The organism is Microbacterium sp. NPDC090014 (assembly GCF_044748285.1).
Lineage (GTDB): Bacteria > Actinomycetota > Actinomycetes > Actinomycetales > Microbacteriaceae > Microbacterium.
Window position 1 is genome coordinate 13,569 of the sequence record NZ_JBIVFS010000001.1, and the last position, 16,857, is coordinate 30,425.

The 16,857-nt window shown below is 69.4% G+C and carries 11 protein-coding genes; 4 read left to right on the plus strand and 7 right to left on the minus strand.

Translation table 11 applies throughout. From position 1 onward, the window contains the following. The gene (locus ACIPV5_RS00065; RefSeq protein WP_400338763.1) at positions 1-777 is read right to left on the minus strand and encodes an electron transfer flavoprotein subunit beta/FixA family protein; all 777 of its coding nucleotides are present in this window, start codon (positions 775-777) and stop codon (positions 1-3) included. A gap of 133 nt (positions 778-910) precedes the next feature. Between ACIPV5_RS00065 and ACIPV5_RS00070 the strand changes: the two genes are divergently transcribed. Genes ACIPV5_RS00070 through ACIPV5_RS00080 form a run of 3 tightly spaced genes read left to right on the plus strand, consistent with a single transcriptional unit; the run spans position 911 to position 2,359 of the window. Further along, entirely contained in the window at positions 911-1,447 is a 537-nt protein-coding gene (locus ACIPV5_RS00070) for a MarR family winged helix-turn-helix transcriptional regulator (protein WP_053099260.1), read from the plus strand. 1 nt (position 1,448) lies between these two features. Next, positions 1,449-1,919, plus strand: coding sequence for an SRPBCC family protein (locus ACIPV5_RS00075; protein WP_400338769.1), 471 nt, complete (start codon positions 1,449-1,451; stop codon positions 1,917-1,919). Then, positions 1,916-2,359, plus strand: coding sequence for a YdeI/OmpD-associated family protein (locus ACIPV5_RS00080; RefSeq protein WP_400338772.1), 444 nt, complete (start codon positions 1,916-1,918; stop codon positions 2,357-2,359). Before ACIPV5_RS00075 ends, ACIPV5_RS00080 begins: the two co-directional genes overlap by 4 nt. A 121-nt stretch (positions 2,360-2,480) precedes the next feature. On the opposite strand, the gene ACIPV5_RS00085 is transcribed toward ACIPV5_RS00080, so the two are convergent. Genes ACIPV5_RS00085 through ACIPV5_RS00100 form a run of 4 tightly spaced genes read right to left on the minus strand, consistent with a single transcriptional unit; the run spans position 2,481 to position 6,911 of the window. Continuing rightward, a complete protein-coding gene (locus ACIPV5_RS00085; RefSeq protein ID WP_053097849.1) occupies positions 2,481-3,257 on the minus strand; it encodes an enoyl-CoA hydratase-related protein in 777 nt (258 codons plus the stop codon). A gap of 44 nt (positions 3,258-3,301) precedes the next feature. Next, a complete protein-coding gene (gene mmsB / locus ACIPV5_RS00090) occupies positions 3,302-4,204 on the minus strand; it encodes a 3-hydroxyisobutyrate dehydrogenase (RefSeq protein WP_053097851.1) in 903 nt (300 codons plus the stop codon). Beyond that, positions 4,201-5,382, minus strand: coding sequence for an acyl-CoA dehydrogenase family protein (locus ACIPV5_RS00095; RefSeq protein ID WP_072591951.1), 1,182 nt, complete (start codon positions 5,380-5,382; stop codon positions 4,201-4,203). The genes mmsB and ACIPV5_RS00095 overlap by 4 nt, the downstream gene beginning before the upstream one ends. Positions 5,383-5,408: 26 nt before the next feature. Beyond that, positions 5,409-6,911: a CoA-acylating methylmalonate-semialdehyde dehydrogenase gene (locus ACIPV5_RS00100; protein WP_400338774.1), complete on the minus strand. Its 1,503-nt coding sequence runs from the start codon at positions 6,909-6,911 to the stop codon at positions 5,409-5,411. Positions 6,912-7,080: 169 nt separating this feature from the next. On the opposite strand from ACIPV5_RS00100, the gene ACIPV5_RS00105 reads away from it, so the two are divergent. Continuing rightward, positions 7,081-9,120, plus strand: coding sequence for a beta-galactosidase (locus ACIPV5_RS00105; protein ID WP_400338776.1), 2,040 nt, complete (start codon positions 7,081-7,083; stop codon positions 9,118-9,120). A gap of 69 nt (positions 9,121-9,189) precedes the next feature. On the opposite strand, the gene pulA is transcribed toward ACIPV5_RS00105, so the two are convergent. Then, entirely contained in the window at positions 9,190-15,249 is a 6,060-nt protein-coding gene (pulA, locus tag ACIPV5_RS00110; RefSeq protein ID WP_400338779.1) for a pullulanase-type alpha-1,6-glucosidase, read from the minus strand. A gap of 415 nt (positions 15,250-15,664) precedes the next feature. After that, the gene (locus tag ACIPV5_RS00115) at positions 15,665-16,849 is read right to left on the minus strand and encodes a thiolase family protein (RefSeq protein WP_400338782.1); all 1,185 of its coding nucleotides are present in this window, start codon (positions 16,847-16,849) and stop codon (positions 15,665-15,667) included. Between the last annotated feature and the right edge of the window lie 8 nt (positions 16,850-16,857).

A 16,857-nucleotide genomic window follows, 5' to 3' on the forward strand; every position in this document is an offset into this window, starting at 1 on the left:
TCACACCAGCCTGTTCTGCACGAGGTACTCGACCAGCTTCTCGGCGGCATCGCCCTCATCGACGATCTTCACGCCGGCCGCGCGCGGCGGCTTCTCGGCGACCGACGTCATGATAGTGCGCGGTGCGGCCGCCGGGTCCGCGGAGACACCGAGGTCGTCGAGGGTGAGCACCTCGAGCGGCTTCTTCTTCGCCGCCATGATGCCCTTGAAGTTGGGGAAGCGCGCGTCGGGCAGTGCCTCGGTGATCGAGATCACCGCCGGGAGGGATGCCGAGATCGGCTGCGCTCCGGCATCCGCCCCTCGGGTTCCGGTGATGCCGTCCGAGGAGATCTCGACCGAGGTCAGCGCCGTCGCCTGCGCCCACCCCAGGTGCTCGGCGAGCATCGCCGCCATGACGCCGCCCGAGCCGTCGGTCGACAGGTTGCCGGTGACCACCAGGTCGGGTTCGCCGCGACGGATCGCCGCGGCCAGCGTCTCGGCAGTGAGGCCGAGGTCGGCCCCCGCGAGCTGCTCGTCGGCGATGTGCACTGCGGAGCCTGCGCCGATCGCGAGCGCTCGGCGCACCGATGCGGTCGAGCCGCCAGGAGCCATCGCGACCGCGACCACCTCGGTGCCCTCATTCTTGTCGGCATGACTCAGCGCGACCTCGAGCGCGCGCTCCGTGATCTCATCGAGCACCACGTCGCCGGCGCCTCTGTCGGCGAGGCCGGTCTCGAGGTTCAGCTTGCGGTCGCCATAGGTGTCCGGCACCTCTTTGACCAGGACGAAGATCTTCATCGATTGCTCCTCACGACTGCGTCGATTCTAGTCCCTTGATACTGAGTTCCACCCGACGAGCGACTGAGGACCACCAGTCGGCTCCCGGGTGCCGGGTCCCGGCTGCGGCGACGCGATGGCCTACCGTAGAACCGTGAACCGACCGCGTCCGCTGCCCGTCGATCCGCTCGCCGAGGCGAAGCGGCAGTGGCTCGCGCACGGATGGACCGATGCCGCCGACGGCATGACCGTCGTCACCTCCGTCATGCGCGCGCAGCAGCTGCTGCTCGCGCGGGTCGACGCGACGCTCAAGCCCTTCGCGCTCAGCTTCGCCCGATACGAGATGCTGCGTCTGCTGGCGTTCAGCCGGTCGGGCCGACTGCCGCTGTCGAGCGTCGTCGCCCGACTGCAGGTGCACGCGACGACCGTCACGAGCACCGCGGAGCGCCTCGTGCGCGACGGACTCATCGTGCGCGAACCGCACCCGCACGACGGCCGTGCGGCACTGCTCGCCCTGACCGAGTCGGGCCGAGAACTGGTCGCTCGCGCCACGGACGCCCTGAACGCCGATGTCTTCGCCGACCCGGGGATGAGCCGCGAGGATGCCGCCGAGCTCGTCGCGATCGTCGCCCGCATGCGCAAGGCCGCCGGCGACTTCACCGACCCCAGGCCGCAGCCCGAGCCGCTCTGACATGGCCGCGTTCGTGCTCGAGACGGTCATCGCCGCACCGCGTGAGACGGTGTTCGCAGTCGCTCTCGACCCCGGGATGCACCTGCGGTCGATGGCGCGATACCGGGAGACCATGATCGAGGCTCCCGCCGGCGGCGTGTTCACGGAGGGGTCGACCGTCACGTGGCGAGCACGGCACTTCGGCATCCCGTTCCGGCTGCGGACGATCGTGTACGACGTCGACCCGCCGCGCGGGTTCCGCGATCGGCAGCTCTCCGGGCCGTTCGGAGCGTTCGAGCACGAGCACATGTTCGAGGAGCATCCGCAGGGAACCCTGGCCCGCGACACGATCGTCTTCCACTCGCCGTTCGGTCCGATCGGACGCCTCGTCGACCGTCTGATCCTTCGCGAGTACATGCGACGCCTGATCGAGGAGCGCAACGCCCACCTGGCATCCGAGGCCGAGGGACGCGGGCGTACACTGCCCGCATGAGCGAACTGCGCCTGCACACCATCCTCGAAGGCCGTGGCCCCGCCGCCGCGATCATCCTCACCGACGAGCAGGTCGCCTCGTTCGGAGCGGGGAAGGCGTTCCCCGTCGCGGTCACGATCGGAGGACGCACCGCCCGTCTGCGCCTGGCCCGGATGGGAGGTGCGAACATGATCGGCTTCAGCAAGGCTGTGCGCACCGACCTCGGCGTCGAGATCGACGAGGAGGTCGATGCGGTGATCCGGCTGGATGCGGCCGAGCGCACTGTCGAGGTGCCCGCCGCCCTCGCGGAGGCGCTCGACGCCGACACCGCGCTGCGCGCCGCCTTCGACGCGCTCCCCTATTCCGTGCGCAAAGAGCACGCCCGCTCGGTGGCGGAGGCCAAACAGGATGCGACCCGCGAGCGGCGCGTGGCGAAGATCGTCGACGCGCTGCCCGGCTGAGGTCTCCCGCCGCCTGCGTGCAGGCTCTGCTCCATGACTCCGGAGATCCGAGGGGGTTCGGGCTTGCCGGCGGGTGCTCGGCACGGAACGGGCGCGGTCCTCCGGAGTTGTGGAGCGGCGCTCAGCGGTTCTGGAAGTCGGGCGCACGCTTCTCCCGGAAGGCGGACATGCCTTCCTTCTGGTCGGCGGTGTCGAACAGCTCGGCGAACGCCCGCTTCTCGTGGGCGAGGCCATCGGCGAGCGTCGTCTCCATCGCCGCGTCGAGCGCGGCCTTCGCGGCGAACACCGACGGCAGCGATTTCGACGCGATGGTCTCGGCGAGCCTCGTAGCCTCGGCGAGGAGGTCGGATGCCGGCACGACGCGCGACACGAGGCCGGAGCGCTCCGCCTCCTCGGCGCCCATGAACCGACCGGACAGCACGAGTTCGGCCGCCTTGTAGTAGCCCACGGCGCGGATGAGTCGCTGCGTGCCGCCCATGCCGGGAATGACGCCGAGGTTGATCTCGGGCTGCCCGAACTTCGCGGTGTCGGCGGCGAGGATGATGTCGCACATCATCGCGAGCTCGCATCCTCCCCCGAGTGCGAACCCCGAGACGGCGGCGATCACGGGCGTGCGTACCGCGGCGAACTCATGCCAGACGCCGAAATGATCGGTCTCGAGCATCTCGGAGGCCGACATGCCCTCCATCTCCTTGATGTCCGCGCCGGCGGCGAACGCCTTCTCAGACCCGGTCACGACGATGGCGCCGACCCCGTCGTCGAGGTCGAAGGCCACAGCGGCCGCGGTGACCTCGTCGGCGAGGCGACTGTTCAACGCGTTGAGCGCCTCGGGGCGGTTCAGGGTGATCCACCCCACACGTCCGCGCTGCTCGACCAGGATCGTCTCGTATTCCGTCATCGTGAGGGCCTCTCCGTCGTGGTCATCTCAGTATCTCGCGCGGCTCACACGCTGCCGTCGCGGATGTCGGTGATGATGCCGGAGAAGTCGCGGGTCGCGCCGTCGCCCGCAGCGAAGGCGGCGTAGAGCTGCTGGGCGAGCCGCCCCATCCGCGCGTCGGTCGACGTCTGCTCGATCGCCTGCAGCGCGAGCCCGAGATCCTTTGCCATCAGAGCACCGGCGAAGCCCGGCTGGTAGTCGCGGTTCGCCGGGCTCGTCGGAACGGGGCCGGGGACGGGGCAGTTGGTCGTGATGGACCAGCACTGACCGGACGCCTGCGACACCACGTCGAACAGCGCCTGGTGCTCGAGCCCGAGCCGCTCGCCGAGCACGAATGCCTCGGCCACCGCGATCTGCGAGACGGCGAGCACCATGTTGTTGCACACCTTCGCGGCCTGGCCGAGCCCCGACCCCCCGCAGTGCACGATGCGCGTGCCCATGATCTCGAGCACCGGCAGTGCGGCGGCGAAGTCCTCGTCCGAGCCGCCCACCATGAACGCGAGCGTGCCGTTCTCGGCACCGACGACGCCGCCGGACACCGGGGCGTCGACATTGCGATGCCCCGCGGCGAGCGCGAGCGCGTGGGCGGCACGGGCCTCGTCGACCGCGATCGTCGACGACTCGATGAACAGGGTGCCGGGGCGGGCTGCGGCGAGCAGCTCGGTGCGGTACGCGTCGATCACGTGCCTTCCCGCCGGGAACATCGTGATGACGACGTCGGCGTCGGCGACGGCATCCGCTCCGCTGGCCGCGACGGGGATGCCGGCGGCCTGCGCCGCCTCGATCGCCGCGGGCACCAGGTCGAACCCGTGCACCTCGTGCCCTGCGGCGACGAGGTTCTTCGCCATCGGCAGCCCCATGTGGCCGAGTCCGAGGAAGGCGATCCGGACGCTCGACGACTCGCTCATGATGCGCTCCGCATCGAGGCCGATCCCGCCGGTCGCAGCATCTCGCGCCCGACGATCAGGCGCATGATCTCGTTCGTGCCCTCGAGGATCTGGTGCACCCGCAGGTCGCGCACGACCTTCTCGATGCCGTAGTCCTGCAGGTAGCCGTAGCCGCCGTGCAGCTGCAGCGCGCGGTTGGCGACGTCGAATCCGGCATCCGTCGCGAAGCGCTTTGCCATCGCGCATCGCATCGTGGCATCCGGGGCGTGCTCGTCGACCGCCAGCGCGCCGTCGGTCACCATGAGGCGAGCGGCCTGCAGGTCGGTGCGCATGTCGGCGATCGCGAACAGGATCGACTGCTTCTCGGCCAGCGGCTCGCCGAACGCCACGCGCTCATGCACGTACTGCACCGCCCGATCCAGGGCCCACTGGGCGCCTCCGATGGAGCAGGCCGCGATGTTGAGACGACCGCCGTTGAGCGCCGACATCGCGATAGCGAAGCCACGGCCCTCGTCGCCGAGCATTCCGGATGCGGGGATGCGCACGCCGTCGAGGATGACCTGACGGGTGGGCTGGGCGTGCCAGCCCATCTTCTTCTCGGGCGCCCCGAAGCTGAGTCCCTCGGCATCGCCGGGAACGAGGAAGGCGCTGATGCCCCGGGCTCCCGGCTCGCCGGTGCGGGCCATCACCACGTAGACGGCGGCCTCGCCGGCACCCGAGATGAACTGCTTCACGCCGGTGAGGAGGTAGTCGTCCCCGTCGCGCACCGCGCTCGTGGCGACGTTCGCGGCATCGGATCCGACGCCCGGCTCGGTCAGGCAGTAGCCCCCGAACTCCTGCATGGCGGTGAGGTCGGGCAGCCAGCGGCCGCGCTGTGCATCGTCGCCGTAGGTGTCGATCATCCACACCACCATGTTGTGGATCGAGATGTAGGCGGCGACGGCGGGATCGCCCTTCGCGAGCTCTTCGAAGATCGCCACGGTGTCCGAGCGACTGAGGCCCGTGCCGCCGAACTCCTCGCTCACGTAGATGCCGCCGAGGCCCAGCTCTCCGGCCTTGCCGAGCGACTCGCGGGGGAAGATGTGCTTCTCGTCGCGTTCGGCGGAGAAGGGTGCGAGCTCGGTCTCGGCGAACTCGCGGACGGCGTCGAGAATGGCCTCGCGCTCTTCGGCGGTGGTGGTGACGGTGGTCATTGTCATGTCGATTCCTTGTGGGCGTCGCGAGGTCAGTGCATGGTGGGGATCACGAAGCTGGCGCCGTCGCGGATGCCGGCCGACGGCCAGCGGCTCGTGACCGTCTTGGTCTTCGTGTAGAAGCGGAAGGCATCGGCGCCGTGCTGGTTGAGGTCGCCGAACCCGCTGCGCTTCCAGCCGCCGAACGTGTAATACGCGATCGGCACCGGGATCGGCACGTTGACGCCGACCATCCCGACCTCGACCCGTGCGGCGAAGTCGCGTGCCGCGTCTCCGTCGCGCGTGAAGATCGCGACGCCGTTGCCGTATTCGTGCTCGGATGCCATGCGCAGCGCCTCCTCGTAATCGGCGGCGCGGGCGATCACGAGCACCGGTCCGAAGATCTCCTCGCGGTAGATCGCCATGTCGGTGGTCACGTCGTCGAACAGCGTCGGTCCGAGGTAGAAGCCCTGCTCATGACCGGGCACCGTGAAACCTCGACCGTCGGCCAGGAGGGTCGCGCCCTCGTCGACCCCCTGCTGGATGTACCCCTCGACCCGCTCGACGGCAGCCCGGGTGACGAGTGGCCCGTAGTCGACGTCGGAGGCGAGGGACGGGCCGATCCGCAGCTGCGCCACGCGCTGGGTGAGCTTGGCGGCGAGAGCATCCGCCGTCTCCTGGCCGACCGGCACCGCGACCGAGATCGCCATGCAGCGCTCGCCCGCCGATCCGTATCCCGAGCCGATCAGCGCGTCGACGGCCTGGTCGAGGTCGGCGTCGGGCATGACGATCATGTGGTTCTTGGCGCCGCCGAAGCACTGCGCGCGCTTGCCGTGCGCGGCCGCCGTCGAATAGATGTACTCGGCGATCGATGTCGAGCCCACGAAGCCGACGGCGCGGATGCGGTCGTCGGTGAGCAGCGCGTCGACGGCCTCTTTGTCACCGTGCACGACGTTGAGGACTCCGGCGGGCAGCCCCGCCTCGAGGAACAGCTCGGCGATGCGCACCGGCACCGAGGGGTCACGCTCGCTGGGCTTGAGCACCACGGCGTTGCCGGCGGCGAGGGCGGGGCCCGCCTTCCACAGGGGGATCATCGCCGGGAAGTTGAACGGGGTGATCGCCGCCACCACTCCGAGCGGCTGCCGCATCGAGTAGACGTCGATGCCGGCGCCGGCACCCGTCGAGTACTCGCCTTTGAGCAGGTGCGGCGCGCCCGCGGAGAACTCGATGACCTCGAGACCCCGCTGGATGTCGCCCTTCGCATCGTCGACCGTCTTGCCGTGCTCGCTCGCAAGTAGCTCGGCGAGCTCGGTCATCTCGCGCTGCACGAGATCGAGGAACCGCAGCAGCACCCGTGCGCGCTTCTGGGGGTTGGTCGCCGCCCACTCGGCCTGTGCGGCCTCGGCGTTCGCGATCACATCGGCGACCTCCTGCGCGGAGGCCAGCGGCACGCGCGCCTGGACGGATCCCGTGCTCGGATCGAACACGTCGGCGAAGCGCCCTCCCTCGGGGGTGAGGTGCTTTCCGCCTACGAAGTGGGGAATGGTACGAGTCATTGTGCGATGTCCCTTCGCGCCGTCGTTGGCACTATGACGATGGTACTTCGGCATCCGCATATTTACTAGGGAGTCCTTGCAGTTGCGGAAGCACGCCGAACGACTGTGCTGGAAAGCGCTTCCCCGCTAGGGTCGAGAGAGCAGGCCGAACACCCGACCCAGGAGACTCATGCACTACGGCGCCGACTACAACCCCGAGCAGTGGCCGCGAGAGGTGTGGCCGGACGACGTCCGGCTGATGCGCGAGGCCGGCGTGACGCTCGTGAGCCTGGGGATCTTCTCGTGGTCGCGCATCCAGCCGGCCGAGGGCGAGTTCGACTGGGAGTGGCTCGACGAGATCATCGGGCTGCTGCACGAGGGCGGCATCCAGGTCGACCTCGCCACCGCCACCGCATCCCCGCCGCCGTGGGCCTCGACCGCCTACCCCGAGATGCTGCCGCAGGATGCCGACGGCTCGACGTTCTGGCCCGGCAGCCGCCAGGCCTTCGCGCCCTCCTCTCCCGTCTACCGTCGCCTCGCGGCCGAACTCGTCACCGCTCTCGCGGAGCGCTACGCGCAGCATCCTGCCGTCGTGCTGTGGCACGTCAACAACGAGTACGGATGCCATCTGCACTACGACTACTCCGACGCCGCGCGCGACGCGTTCCGCGCATGGTTGCAGCGCAGGTACGCGACGATCGACGCCCTCAACCACGCCTGGGGCACGGACTTCTGGTCGCAGCGCTACACCGCCTTCGATCAGATCGTGCCGCCGCGCAAGGCGCCGTACAGCATCAACCCGACCAGCGTGCTGGACTTCAAGCGGTTCACCTCCGACACCCTGCTCGAGCTGTACGTGATGGAGCGCGACATCATCCGCGCCGCGGGAGCGACCCAGCCGATCACGACCAACTTCATGGGCGCGTTCCCGCCGGCCGACTACTGGAAGTGGGCGGCCGAGGTCGACGTGATCAGCGACGACAACTACCCCGATCCCAACGACCCCGAGTCGTTCCGCGGGGCCGCGTTCGCACGCGAGCTGATGCGCGGCCTCAAGCCCGGGGTGCCCTGGATCCTCACGGAGCAGTCCACCAATGCCCTGAACTGGCGTCCCACCAACGCCCCGAAAGCACCCGGTCAGATGGCGGCGATCAGCGCGCAGGCGGTGGGCCGAGGCGCCGACGGGATCATGTTCTTCCAGTGGCGGCAGTCGCGCCGCGGCAGCGAGAAGTTCCACTCGGCGATGGTGCCGCAGGCCGGGCTCGACACCCGCACCCGGCGGGAGGTCGTCGAGCTGGGCGGACAGCTCGCGCAGCTCCCCGAGATGCCGGACGTCTCGTCGGGGGCGAAGATCGCTCTCGTCTTCGACTGGGAGAACTGGTGGGCGATCGACGGGCGCGACCACCCGATCGTGCTCGACTACCTGACGCTCTCGCACCGCTGGCATGCGGCGCTGCATCGGCAGAACCTCGCGGTCGACATCGTGAACACGACGAGCGATCTCCGCGGCTATTCACTCGTGGTCGCGCCTCAGCAGTATCTGCTGAGCGATGAGGGCGCCGCGAATCTCACGGCGTATGTCGCGCAGGGCGGCAACCTGTTCGTCTCGGCGTTCAGCGATGTCGTCGACCAGGACGACGCGTTCCGCGAGGGCGGCTTCATCGTCTCGCTGCGGGACGCGCTCGGCGTCGCGCTAGAGGACTTCGGGGCGCTGGTGCCGCCCGAGTCGGTGCGATCGGCCGACTCGGCCGGAGAGGTCGCGAGCCACGCCGTGCCCGACGGGCCGGGCCAGTCGGAGGCGCCAGTGGACGGCCCCGCGGGGACGATCGTCGGCCAGTACTTCGCGGAAGAGCTCCTCGTGCAGGATGCCGAGGTGCTGGGTCGCTTCACCGAGGGTCGCACCGCCGGGCGAGCGGCGTTCACCCGCAAGGCCTTCGGGGACGGCAACGGCTACTACCTCGCGACGATCCCGGACGACGCCGGCATGGCAGCCGTGCTGCGCTGGCTCGCCGCCGAGGCGGGAGTGACCGCCGAGATCGAGGGCCTTCCCGAGCACGTCGAGATCGCACGCCGAGGCGGCATCCTCACCGCCATCAACCACAGTGCGGAGCCGTTCGCGGTCGATGTGCCCGGCCGCGATGTGCTCACGGGGTCGACCGCGGCGCGCCGCGAGCTCGGTGCATACGGCTGGGCGTTCATCGACACGAGCGGGGTCGACGCGCGGGACTGATCACGCGAGGACGGCCGCGGTCGCGCGAGTCGAGAGGTGCGGCGCGCGGCCGCACCCCTCGCCTCGACCTCAGTAGACGATCACCGGGAGGCTGCGCGTGCTGCGGGAGTCCTGCCACGGCTCCGTGCCGTCGAAGCGGACCGTGAGCAGGTGCACGCCACGGCTCGGCTTCGGCACCGAGACGGTGACCCTGCCCTTGTCGGAGGGAGCCAGCTCGACCGTGGCGACGACCTTGCCGCGGTCGTGCACCGTCACCGTGCCCACCGGCGCGCTGCCGTCGTCGGCCGCCACGGTGACCTTCACGGTGGCGCTCTTGCCCGACTTCACCAGCAGGTCGGAGGAGGCGCGCACCCGCGTATCGATCGGCTGCACCTGGTCGTCGACCAGCACGGCGACCGACCGGGCGGGGATCGTCACGGTGCCGGTCGCGGCGTCCCAGGTCGTGGTCTTGACCACGGCATCCGCTCCGTTCGCCTGAGCCGGGGTCAGCGCGAACGAACGCCCGGCCAGCCCCGCGACGGTCTGCGTGACCGGCGCAGGAGAGGAGTTGAACGCGACGAGCGCCCCGTCGAGATCGGCGTCGGCGTCGGGACCCGTCAGGTCGTCGATCTGCATCAGGATCACGCCCGGAGCCGCCCCCGCCCCGCCGTTCGGGAACGTGACCTTCTGCTGGATCAGCTCGGCCGAGCCGAGCCGCAGCAGATCGACCTCGTCGCGGATGCGCAGCAGATCGAGAGCGGATGCCTCTGCGGCCGCCATGTCGGCCGCGGCCGGCTTCAGCGCAGGATCGGCGAGCAGCGGCGCCATGATCGGCCACTTCTCCTCGTTGTCGGCCGCGGTCGGCAGCCCCGAGCCGAACGTCGACTCCTGACCCGTCCAGTCGATGCGGTTGAACCAGTCACCGGAGTTGTAGCTGTTGCGATCGAGGGACTTCGACCGCAGCAGCTCGGTGCCTGCGTGCCAGAACGACGGCGACTGCGAGAGCGTCACGGTCGCGAGCTCCAGCGTGTTCATCCGCACGCGGTCGGCCATCGTCGTGTCGACCGGGAGCTTGAGCACCGAGAGGTCGTAGAGCGTCTCGTTGTCGTGCGCATCGACGTAGTTGATCGTCTCGTCCGGCTGATCGGCATAGCCCGCCGCGGAGCCGCGATAGTCGATCGCCTCTCCCGCCGTCACCGAGCCGTCGCTCGTCGTGAACTCGAAGTCGCGCAGATTGCCCGCCAGCCCGAGCTTGACGAGATCGGTCTCGTGGCCGAGGTCGGCGAGCGCCTGCTCGACCGTGCCGTTGATCGGATCGCCGTTCGGGTCGGTGCCGAGACCGGTGCCGAAGCCCTGACGGAACGTCGACGACGAGTCGACCGGGCTGCCGCCGTGCACGGCGTCGCGCAGGCGGTCGTTGAACGTGCCGATGCCGGTGCCTCCCAGCTGCCCCTGGGTGGCCTGCTCGAACAGCGCATCGTCCGCCACCTCGCCGAAGTTCCAGCCCTCGCCGTACAGATGGATCGCCGAACCGTCGACGCCGTCCTTCGCGAGGGTCAGGGCGTCGAGCGCGTCGCGGATCGCCTGCATGTTCGTCGTCGAGTGGTGACCCATGAGGTCGAAGCGGAAGCCGTCGACCTTGTAGTCGCGCGCCCAGGTCACGATCGAGTCGACCATGAGCTTCTGCGCGGCGAGGTGCTCGGTCGCGACGTTCTGGCAGCACGTCGAGGTCTCGATGCCGCCGGCCGCGTTCAGCCGGTGGTAGTAGCCGGGCACGACCTGGTCGAGCACCGACTTCTCGGCCTGACCGGATGCCGCCGTGTGGTTGAACACCTCATCGAGCACGACCTGCAGGTCCATGTCATGGAGAGCGCCGACCATCGACCGGAACTCGCTGACCCTGGCGCCGCCGTCGGCGTCGACCGCGTACGAGCCCTCGGGCGTCGAGTAGTGGTACGGATCGTAGCCCCAGTTGAAGCCGTCGGCATCCGCGACCGCCTGGATGCACGCCTGCTGTGCCGCGTCGGCCGGGCCGAACGAGGCGAGGTCGCAGTCGGGCACCGCCTGCGCTGCGCGGTCCTCCTCGATCGAGGCGATGTCGAAGGAGGGCAGCAGGTGCACGGTGTTGATTCCGGCATCCGCGAGCTGCCTCAGCTGATCGGTGCCCGCGCTGTCGCGGGTGAACGCCAGGTACGTGCCGCGCTCGTCGGCCGGAACCGTCTCGTCGCTGATCGAGAAGTCGCGGATGTGCAGCTCGTAGATCGCCCGGTCGACCGCGCGCTCGACGACCGGCGCTTCGACCTTCTGCCACTGCTTCGGCTGCCAGGCCTTGTCGTCGAGGTCGATGGCGACCGAACGCCGCGAGATCAGAGTGAGCGCCGTCGAGTAGGGATCGGTGACCCGGTTCGTCTCGATCGCACCGGTCGTCGGCGCATAGACCACGACCTCCCACAGGAACTCGTCGCCCTTGAGATCCTTGGCGCCCGCGACCGACCAGACGCCGGACGCCGCATCCCACGCGGCCTCGTGCCGAGCGGGGTCGCCCTCGGCGCCCTCGTCCCAGGTGAGAAGGGTCGCGCTCTGCGCCGTCGGCGCCCACAGCCGGAACGTCGGCTTCTTGCCCGAGAACGTCACGCCCAGGTCGACGTCGTCGAGGGCTGCGGCATAGAGATCGTCGAGAACCCCGGCGATCTGCACGCCGGTGAATGCGGAGGGCGCACCCGTCTCGTCACGTTGGACGACCGCGAGCTGCGCTCGCAGCAGTGCCGCCGCATCGGCATCCGTCACCCGCAGGGCGAGGTATCCGTCGAGCGCGGGGAACCGGGCGAGCTGCTCGTCCGTCAGGCCGCCCTCGATCACCTCGAGCGCGATCGACTCGCCACCCGCGATGTCGCCGTCTGCCACCGCGAGCGAGGCGTCCGCCGAGGAGTACAGCTGATAGGCGGCCTTGTCGACAGACCCGAGAGTCGCCGGCCAGGCGATCGTCTCGGCGTCGACCCACTGTGCGCGCTGCTCTCCGGCGCCGGGGAGCTGCGGGTCCGCGCTCACGACCTCGAGAACGTGCGTCGCCAGCGTGTAGCGGAACGACGTCACGCTGCCCTCGGCCGCGCTGAACGAGATGTTCGCGCCGCCCGGCACTCCGTCGGCGCCGTAGTTCTCAGCCCAGCTCAGGCCGTGCGCCACCTTGAGCTCGTAGGCTCCGGTGGGGAGGTCGGCGGTCGAGAACTCGTAGACGCCATCGCGGTCGCCGTCGGCCATGAGGGTGCCGAGGCAGTCGGGAGACCAGTCCGCCGCGCAGCCGAGCTCGTCCTGCAGAGAGCCCGGCAGCGTCACGATGGGTCCGTCGGCCGAGGACTGCACGATGTTCGTGCGCGGGTCGAAGTAGAAGGTGATCGGCCCGCCCGCGTGGGTGAGCGTGACGTTCGAGCCGTCCGACACACCGTTCGCTCCGTAGTTGACGGCCCAGCTGCCGTTGATCGCCGCCTTGTACTCGTAGTCGCCGGCCGGCAGATCGAAGGTCCCCTCCCATACGCCGTCGGCGCGCAGGGTCAGCTTCGCCTTCTCGCAGGCAGGGTCCCAGTCGCCCGCACAGCCCATCTCGGAGTTGAGACTGCCGGGCACGGTCACCATGTCGATCGGAGACTCGGGCTCCTCGCCGGCCGTCAGCGTCACGGCGTTGCCGACCGACGCGTACGTCGAGGCTGCGGCGTGGTTGCCCGCGGCATCCGTCGTCACGGCCCGGTATTCGACGAGCGTGCCGTTCGCGAGATCGCGGATGTCGTGGAAGACGCGGGGGTCGGTGTCCTCCGCGGTGCCGAGCGCCTGCCACTGCTCGGAGCCGACGACGCGCCAGGCGAAGCTCGTCTGCGCCCACTGATCGGCGATGTCGGCCTGCACGGCGGACTGTCCGGTGACACCGGCTCCGGCGGCGGGCACGACGACCTCGACGGATGCCGCCTCGGACGGCGCCGTGACGGTCGAGTCGGCTTTCCAGACCACCGCCGACAGAGCCGGCACCGTGATCGAGGCGGCCGCACCGGCATCCGTGGCGAGGGACGCCGCGTCACCGTAGAGCACCTCGTACGAGGCGTCGGCGGTCAGCGTGGTGAGGTCGACCGTCTGCGCGGTGGCGGCGTTGTTCACGGCCACCAGGTATTCGACCTTGTCGTCGGCATCCACGCGGGAGAACGCGTACACACCAGCACCGGACGCCGCGTACCGCTCGATCTGCGCGCCCTCGCTGAGCGCCGGGTTCGACTCCCGGAGCTCTGACAGCGCGGCGATGTGCTCGTAGAGCGCGGCATCCGTCGCATAGCGGTCGACCGAGCCGGCCTGCTCGCCGGTGATGAGGTTCTGATTCGCGTAGTCGGCGACCTGGGTGGCGAAGAGCGACTGCCGGGCGTCCTTGTCGCCGCCGGGGCCGGTGAAGCCCTGCTCGTCGCCGTAGTAGACGACCGGCTGACCCCGGGTGAGGAACATGAGCTCGTGCGCCAGCTCGTCGCGCTCGAGCGGAGCATCCGTCGTCTGGAGGAAGGATCCGACCCTGCCCATGTCGTGGTTGCCGAGGAACGTGGGCAGTGCCGTCGCCGACGAGTCGGGTGTCGTGTAGCGATCGTCGCCCGCGAACAGGGACTGCAGGCCCTTGGCCGAATTGCCCGACGCGTAGCTGACGGCGGAGGACTGGAACGTGAAGTCGAGGATCGAGTTCATGTCGGTGTCTCGCACGTACGGTGCGAGCTTCACGGGGTCGGCGTCGTAGACCTCGCCGAACATGAAGAAGTCGTCGTTGCCCTTCTCGTGCGCGTAGTCGAGGACGTCGGCGGTCCATTTCTCCCAGAACTCGAAGTTCACATGCTTGACGGTGTCGATGCGGAAGCCGTCGATGCCGAGGTCGATCCACTTGTCGTAGACCTCGACGAAGCCGTTGACCACCGTCGGGTGCTCGGTCATCAGGTCGTCGAGTCCGCTGAAGTCGCCGTATGTGACCGACTCCCCCGACCAGGTCGAGTCTCCGCGGTTGTGATAGAGCGACGGGTCGTTCAGCCAGGCCGGCACCTTGACGTCGGCCTCGCTGTCGTCGATCACCGGCGTGTAGGGGAAGCTCGTCGCCGGGTCGAGTTCGGGGAACCCGTCGGTGCCCGCGTGGTCGGCCGGGTCGAACGCCGTACCCGCGGCATCCGTGTAGGGACTCGTCGCCTGGTCGATGTAGGAGTACTGCCCCTCGGCGTAGTCGATGACGTCGGCGGTGTGGTTGGTGATGATGTCGAAGTACACCTTGATGTCGCGGGCGTGCGCGTCGGCGATCAGCGCCTGCAGCTCCTCATTGGTGCCGAGGTGCGGGTCGATGCGGGTGAAGTCGGTGATCCAGTAGCCGTGATAGCCGGCAGAGGCGTTGGCGCCCTCACCCTGCACCGGCTTGTTGGCGAAGCTCGGCGTCAGCCAGATCGCCGATGTGCCGAGCCCCTCGATGTAGTCGAGGTTCTCGCGGATTCCGGCGATGTCGCCGCCCTGATAGAAGCCCTTGTCCGTGGGGTCGAAACCGGTGGTGAGCCGGTCGCCCTCGCGACCGCCGGTGTCGTTGGCCGTGTCGGCGTTCGCGAAGCGGTCGGTCATCACGAAGTAGAACTGCTCGCCGGCACCCGCCTGTCGCGCCGGGCTCGCGATGAGCGCCTCATCGTCGGAGGTGTAGCCGCCGCGCAGGTCGGTGGACTCGAGCCCGACGCGCTTGAGCGTGTCGTCGAACGTGAAGCGGAGGGTTGTCGGGCCGGCCACCGTCAGAGGGATGTCGTCGGCCCCGCCGTCGAGCCCGTACGCCTCGTCCCAGCCGTCGTTCACCGCGACCTTGTACTGCCACGTGCCCGCAGGGACCTCGAACTCGGCGGAGTAGATGCCCTCGGCGCCCGTGGGCTCGAGCTCGGTCTCGGTGCAGTCGGGCGCCCAGTCCGCCGCGCAGCCGAGCTCGGACTGCAGCGAGCCCACGAGAGCCACGGTGCGATCGGCCGCCGCGGCGGATGAGCCGCCGAGAGTGCCGGCCGCGCCGAAGCCCGAGACGACGAGCGCGGTGGCGGCGAGTAGAGCGAGCGGACGTGAAGCGGTCGTGTTCGACCGAGCCGACTTGAACAAATGATGCTCCCTGATGGCGGCGGACACGACGACGTGTCCGGAGGCTTGCGAGTGAAGTTAGCAGGGCGGGCTCTATGACTGCAAGCGCTTGCAGTTGCGTTCTGGCGAAAAGTCAGGGGTGTGAATGCTACTGCTGGCCTTAAGTCGCAAACGCTTCCAGGATCGCGAATCCCGGGTGAGGAGGATTTCTCGCCGCGTTCACCGCCCGGACACCTTCGCCGACTACAACTGCAGATGCGCGGACACAGACTCAGACCGGATCGGGTAGTCACGTCATCCGCGCATACGGTGAGCGTCTGCTCCCGAAGAGACCCCCGCCGAATCGGGTCGGCGGGGGTCTTCTCTGTCTTGTCCGGCGAACATCGACCCGGCAGGGGCACAGCGGATGCCGGGTGACGGATGCCGGATGCCGGATGCCGGATGCCGGATGCCGGATGCCGGCCTACAGCCGTTCGATGATCGTGGCGTTCGCCATGCCACCGCCCTCGCACATGGTCTGCAGTCCGAAGCGGCCGCCGACCGCGTCGAGGTGGTCGATCAGGGTGCCGAGCAGGCGGGTGCCCGACGAGCCCAGTGCGTGCCCGAGGGCGATCGCACCTCCGCGCGGGTTGAGCTTGGCGGCATCCGCCCCGAGTTCCGCGGCCCAGGCCAGTGGCACCGACGCGAAGGCCTCATTGACCTCGTAGGCGTCGAGGTCATCGATCGTCAGTCCGGTGCGTTCGAGAATGCGCCGCGTCGCGGGAATCGGGCCGGTCAGCATCATGAGCGGATCGTCGCCGACCACCGTGAACGCGTGGAACCTCGCCCGTGGCGTGAGTCCCAGCTGTTCGGCACGCTCGGCGCTCATCACGAGCGCAGCGGATGCTCCGTCGGTCAGCGGCGAGGAGTTGCCGGGAGTGATCCGCCAGTCGACGTCCGGGAATCGGGCGGCAAGAGCGTCGGTGCGGAACGCGGGGCTGAGTCCCCCGAGCCGCTCGGCCGTCGTGCCGGCGCGCACGGTCTCGTCGCCCGCGGCATCCGGAGCCTCGGCGACCGGAATGACGGTGCGGTCGAAGAATCCCTCGTGCCACGCGGCGGCCGCGCGGCGGTGCGACTCGGCAGCGTACGCATCCAGCGCTGCGCGATCGATGCCCCAGCGCTGGGCGATCAGCTCGGCCGAGACGCCCTGGTTCACGAGTCCCTCGGGGTAGCGCTCACGCAGGCGAGGCGACATCGGCGACCCGCCGGCCGCAGACGATCCGAGCGGCACCCGACTCATCGACTCGACGCCGCCGACGATGACCGCGTCATACGCGCCGGCCATGATCCCCTGCGCGGCGAAATGCACGGCCTGTTGGCTGGACCCGCATTGGCGGTCGATCGTCGTCGCGGGGATCGACTCGTCGAAACCCGCGGCGAGCACAGCCTGCCGCGCGATGTTCGACGACTGGTCCCCCACCTGACTCACGCAACCGAGCAGCACGTCGTCGATCTGCCTCGACTCGAGCCCGCTGCGCTCGAGTATCGCGGCGAGAGCACCCGCCGCGAGGTCGACAGGATGCACGCCCGAGAGCGCGCCGCCCGGCTTGCCGCGTCCGACGGGAGTGCGGACGACATCGATCAGGACGGCTTCGCTGCGCGTGCTCATGCCTCCTA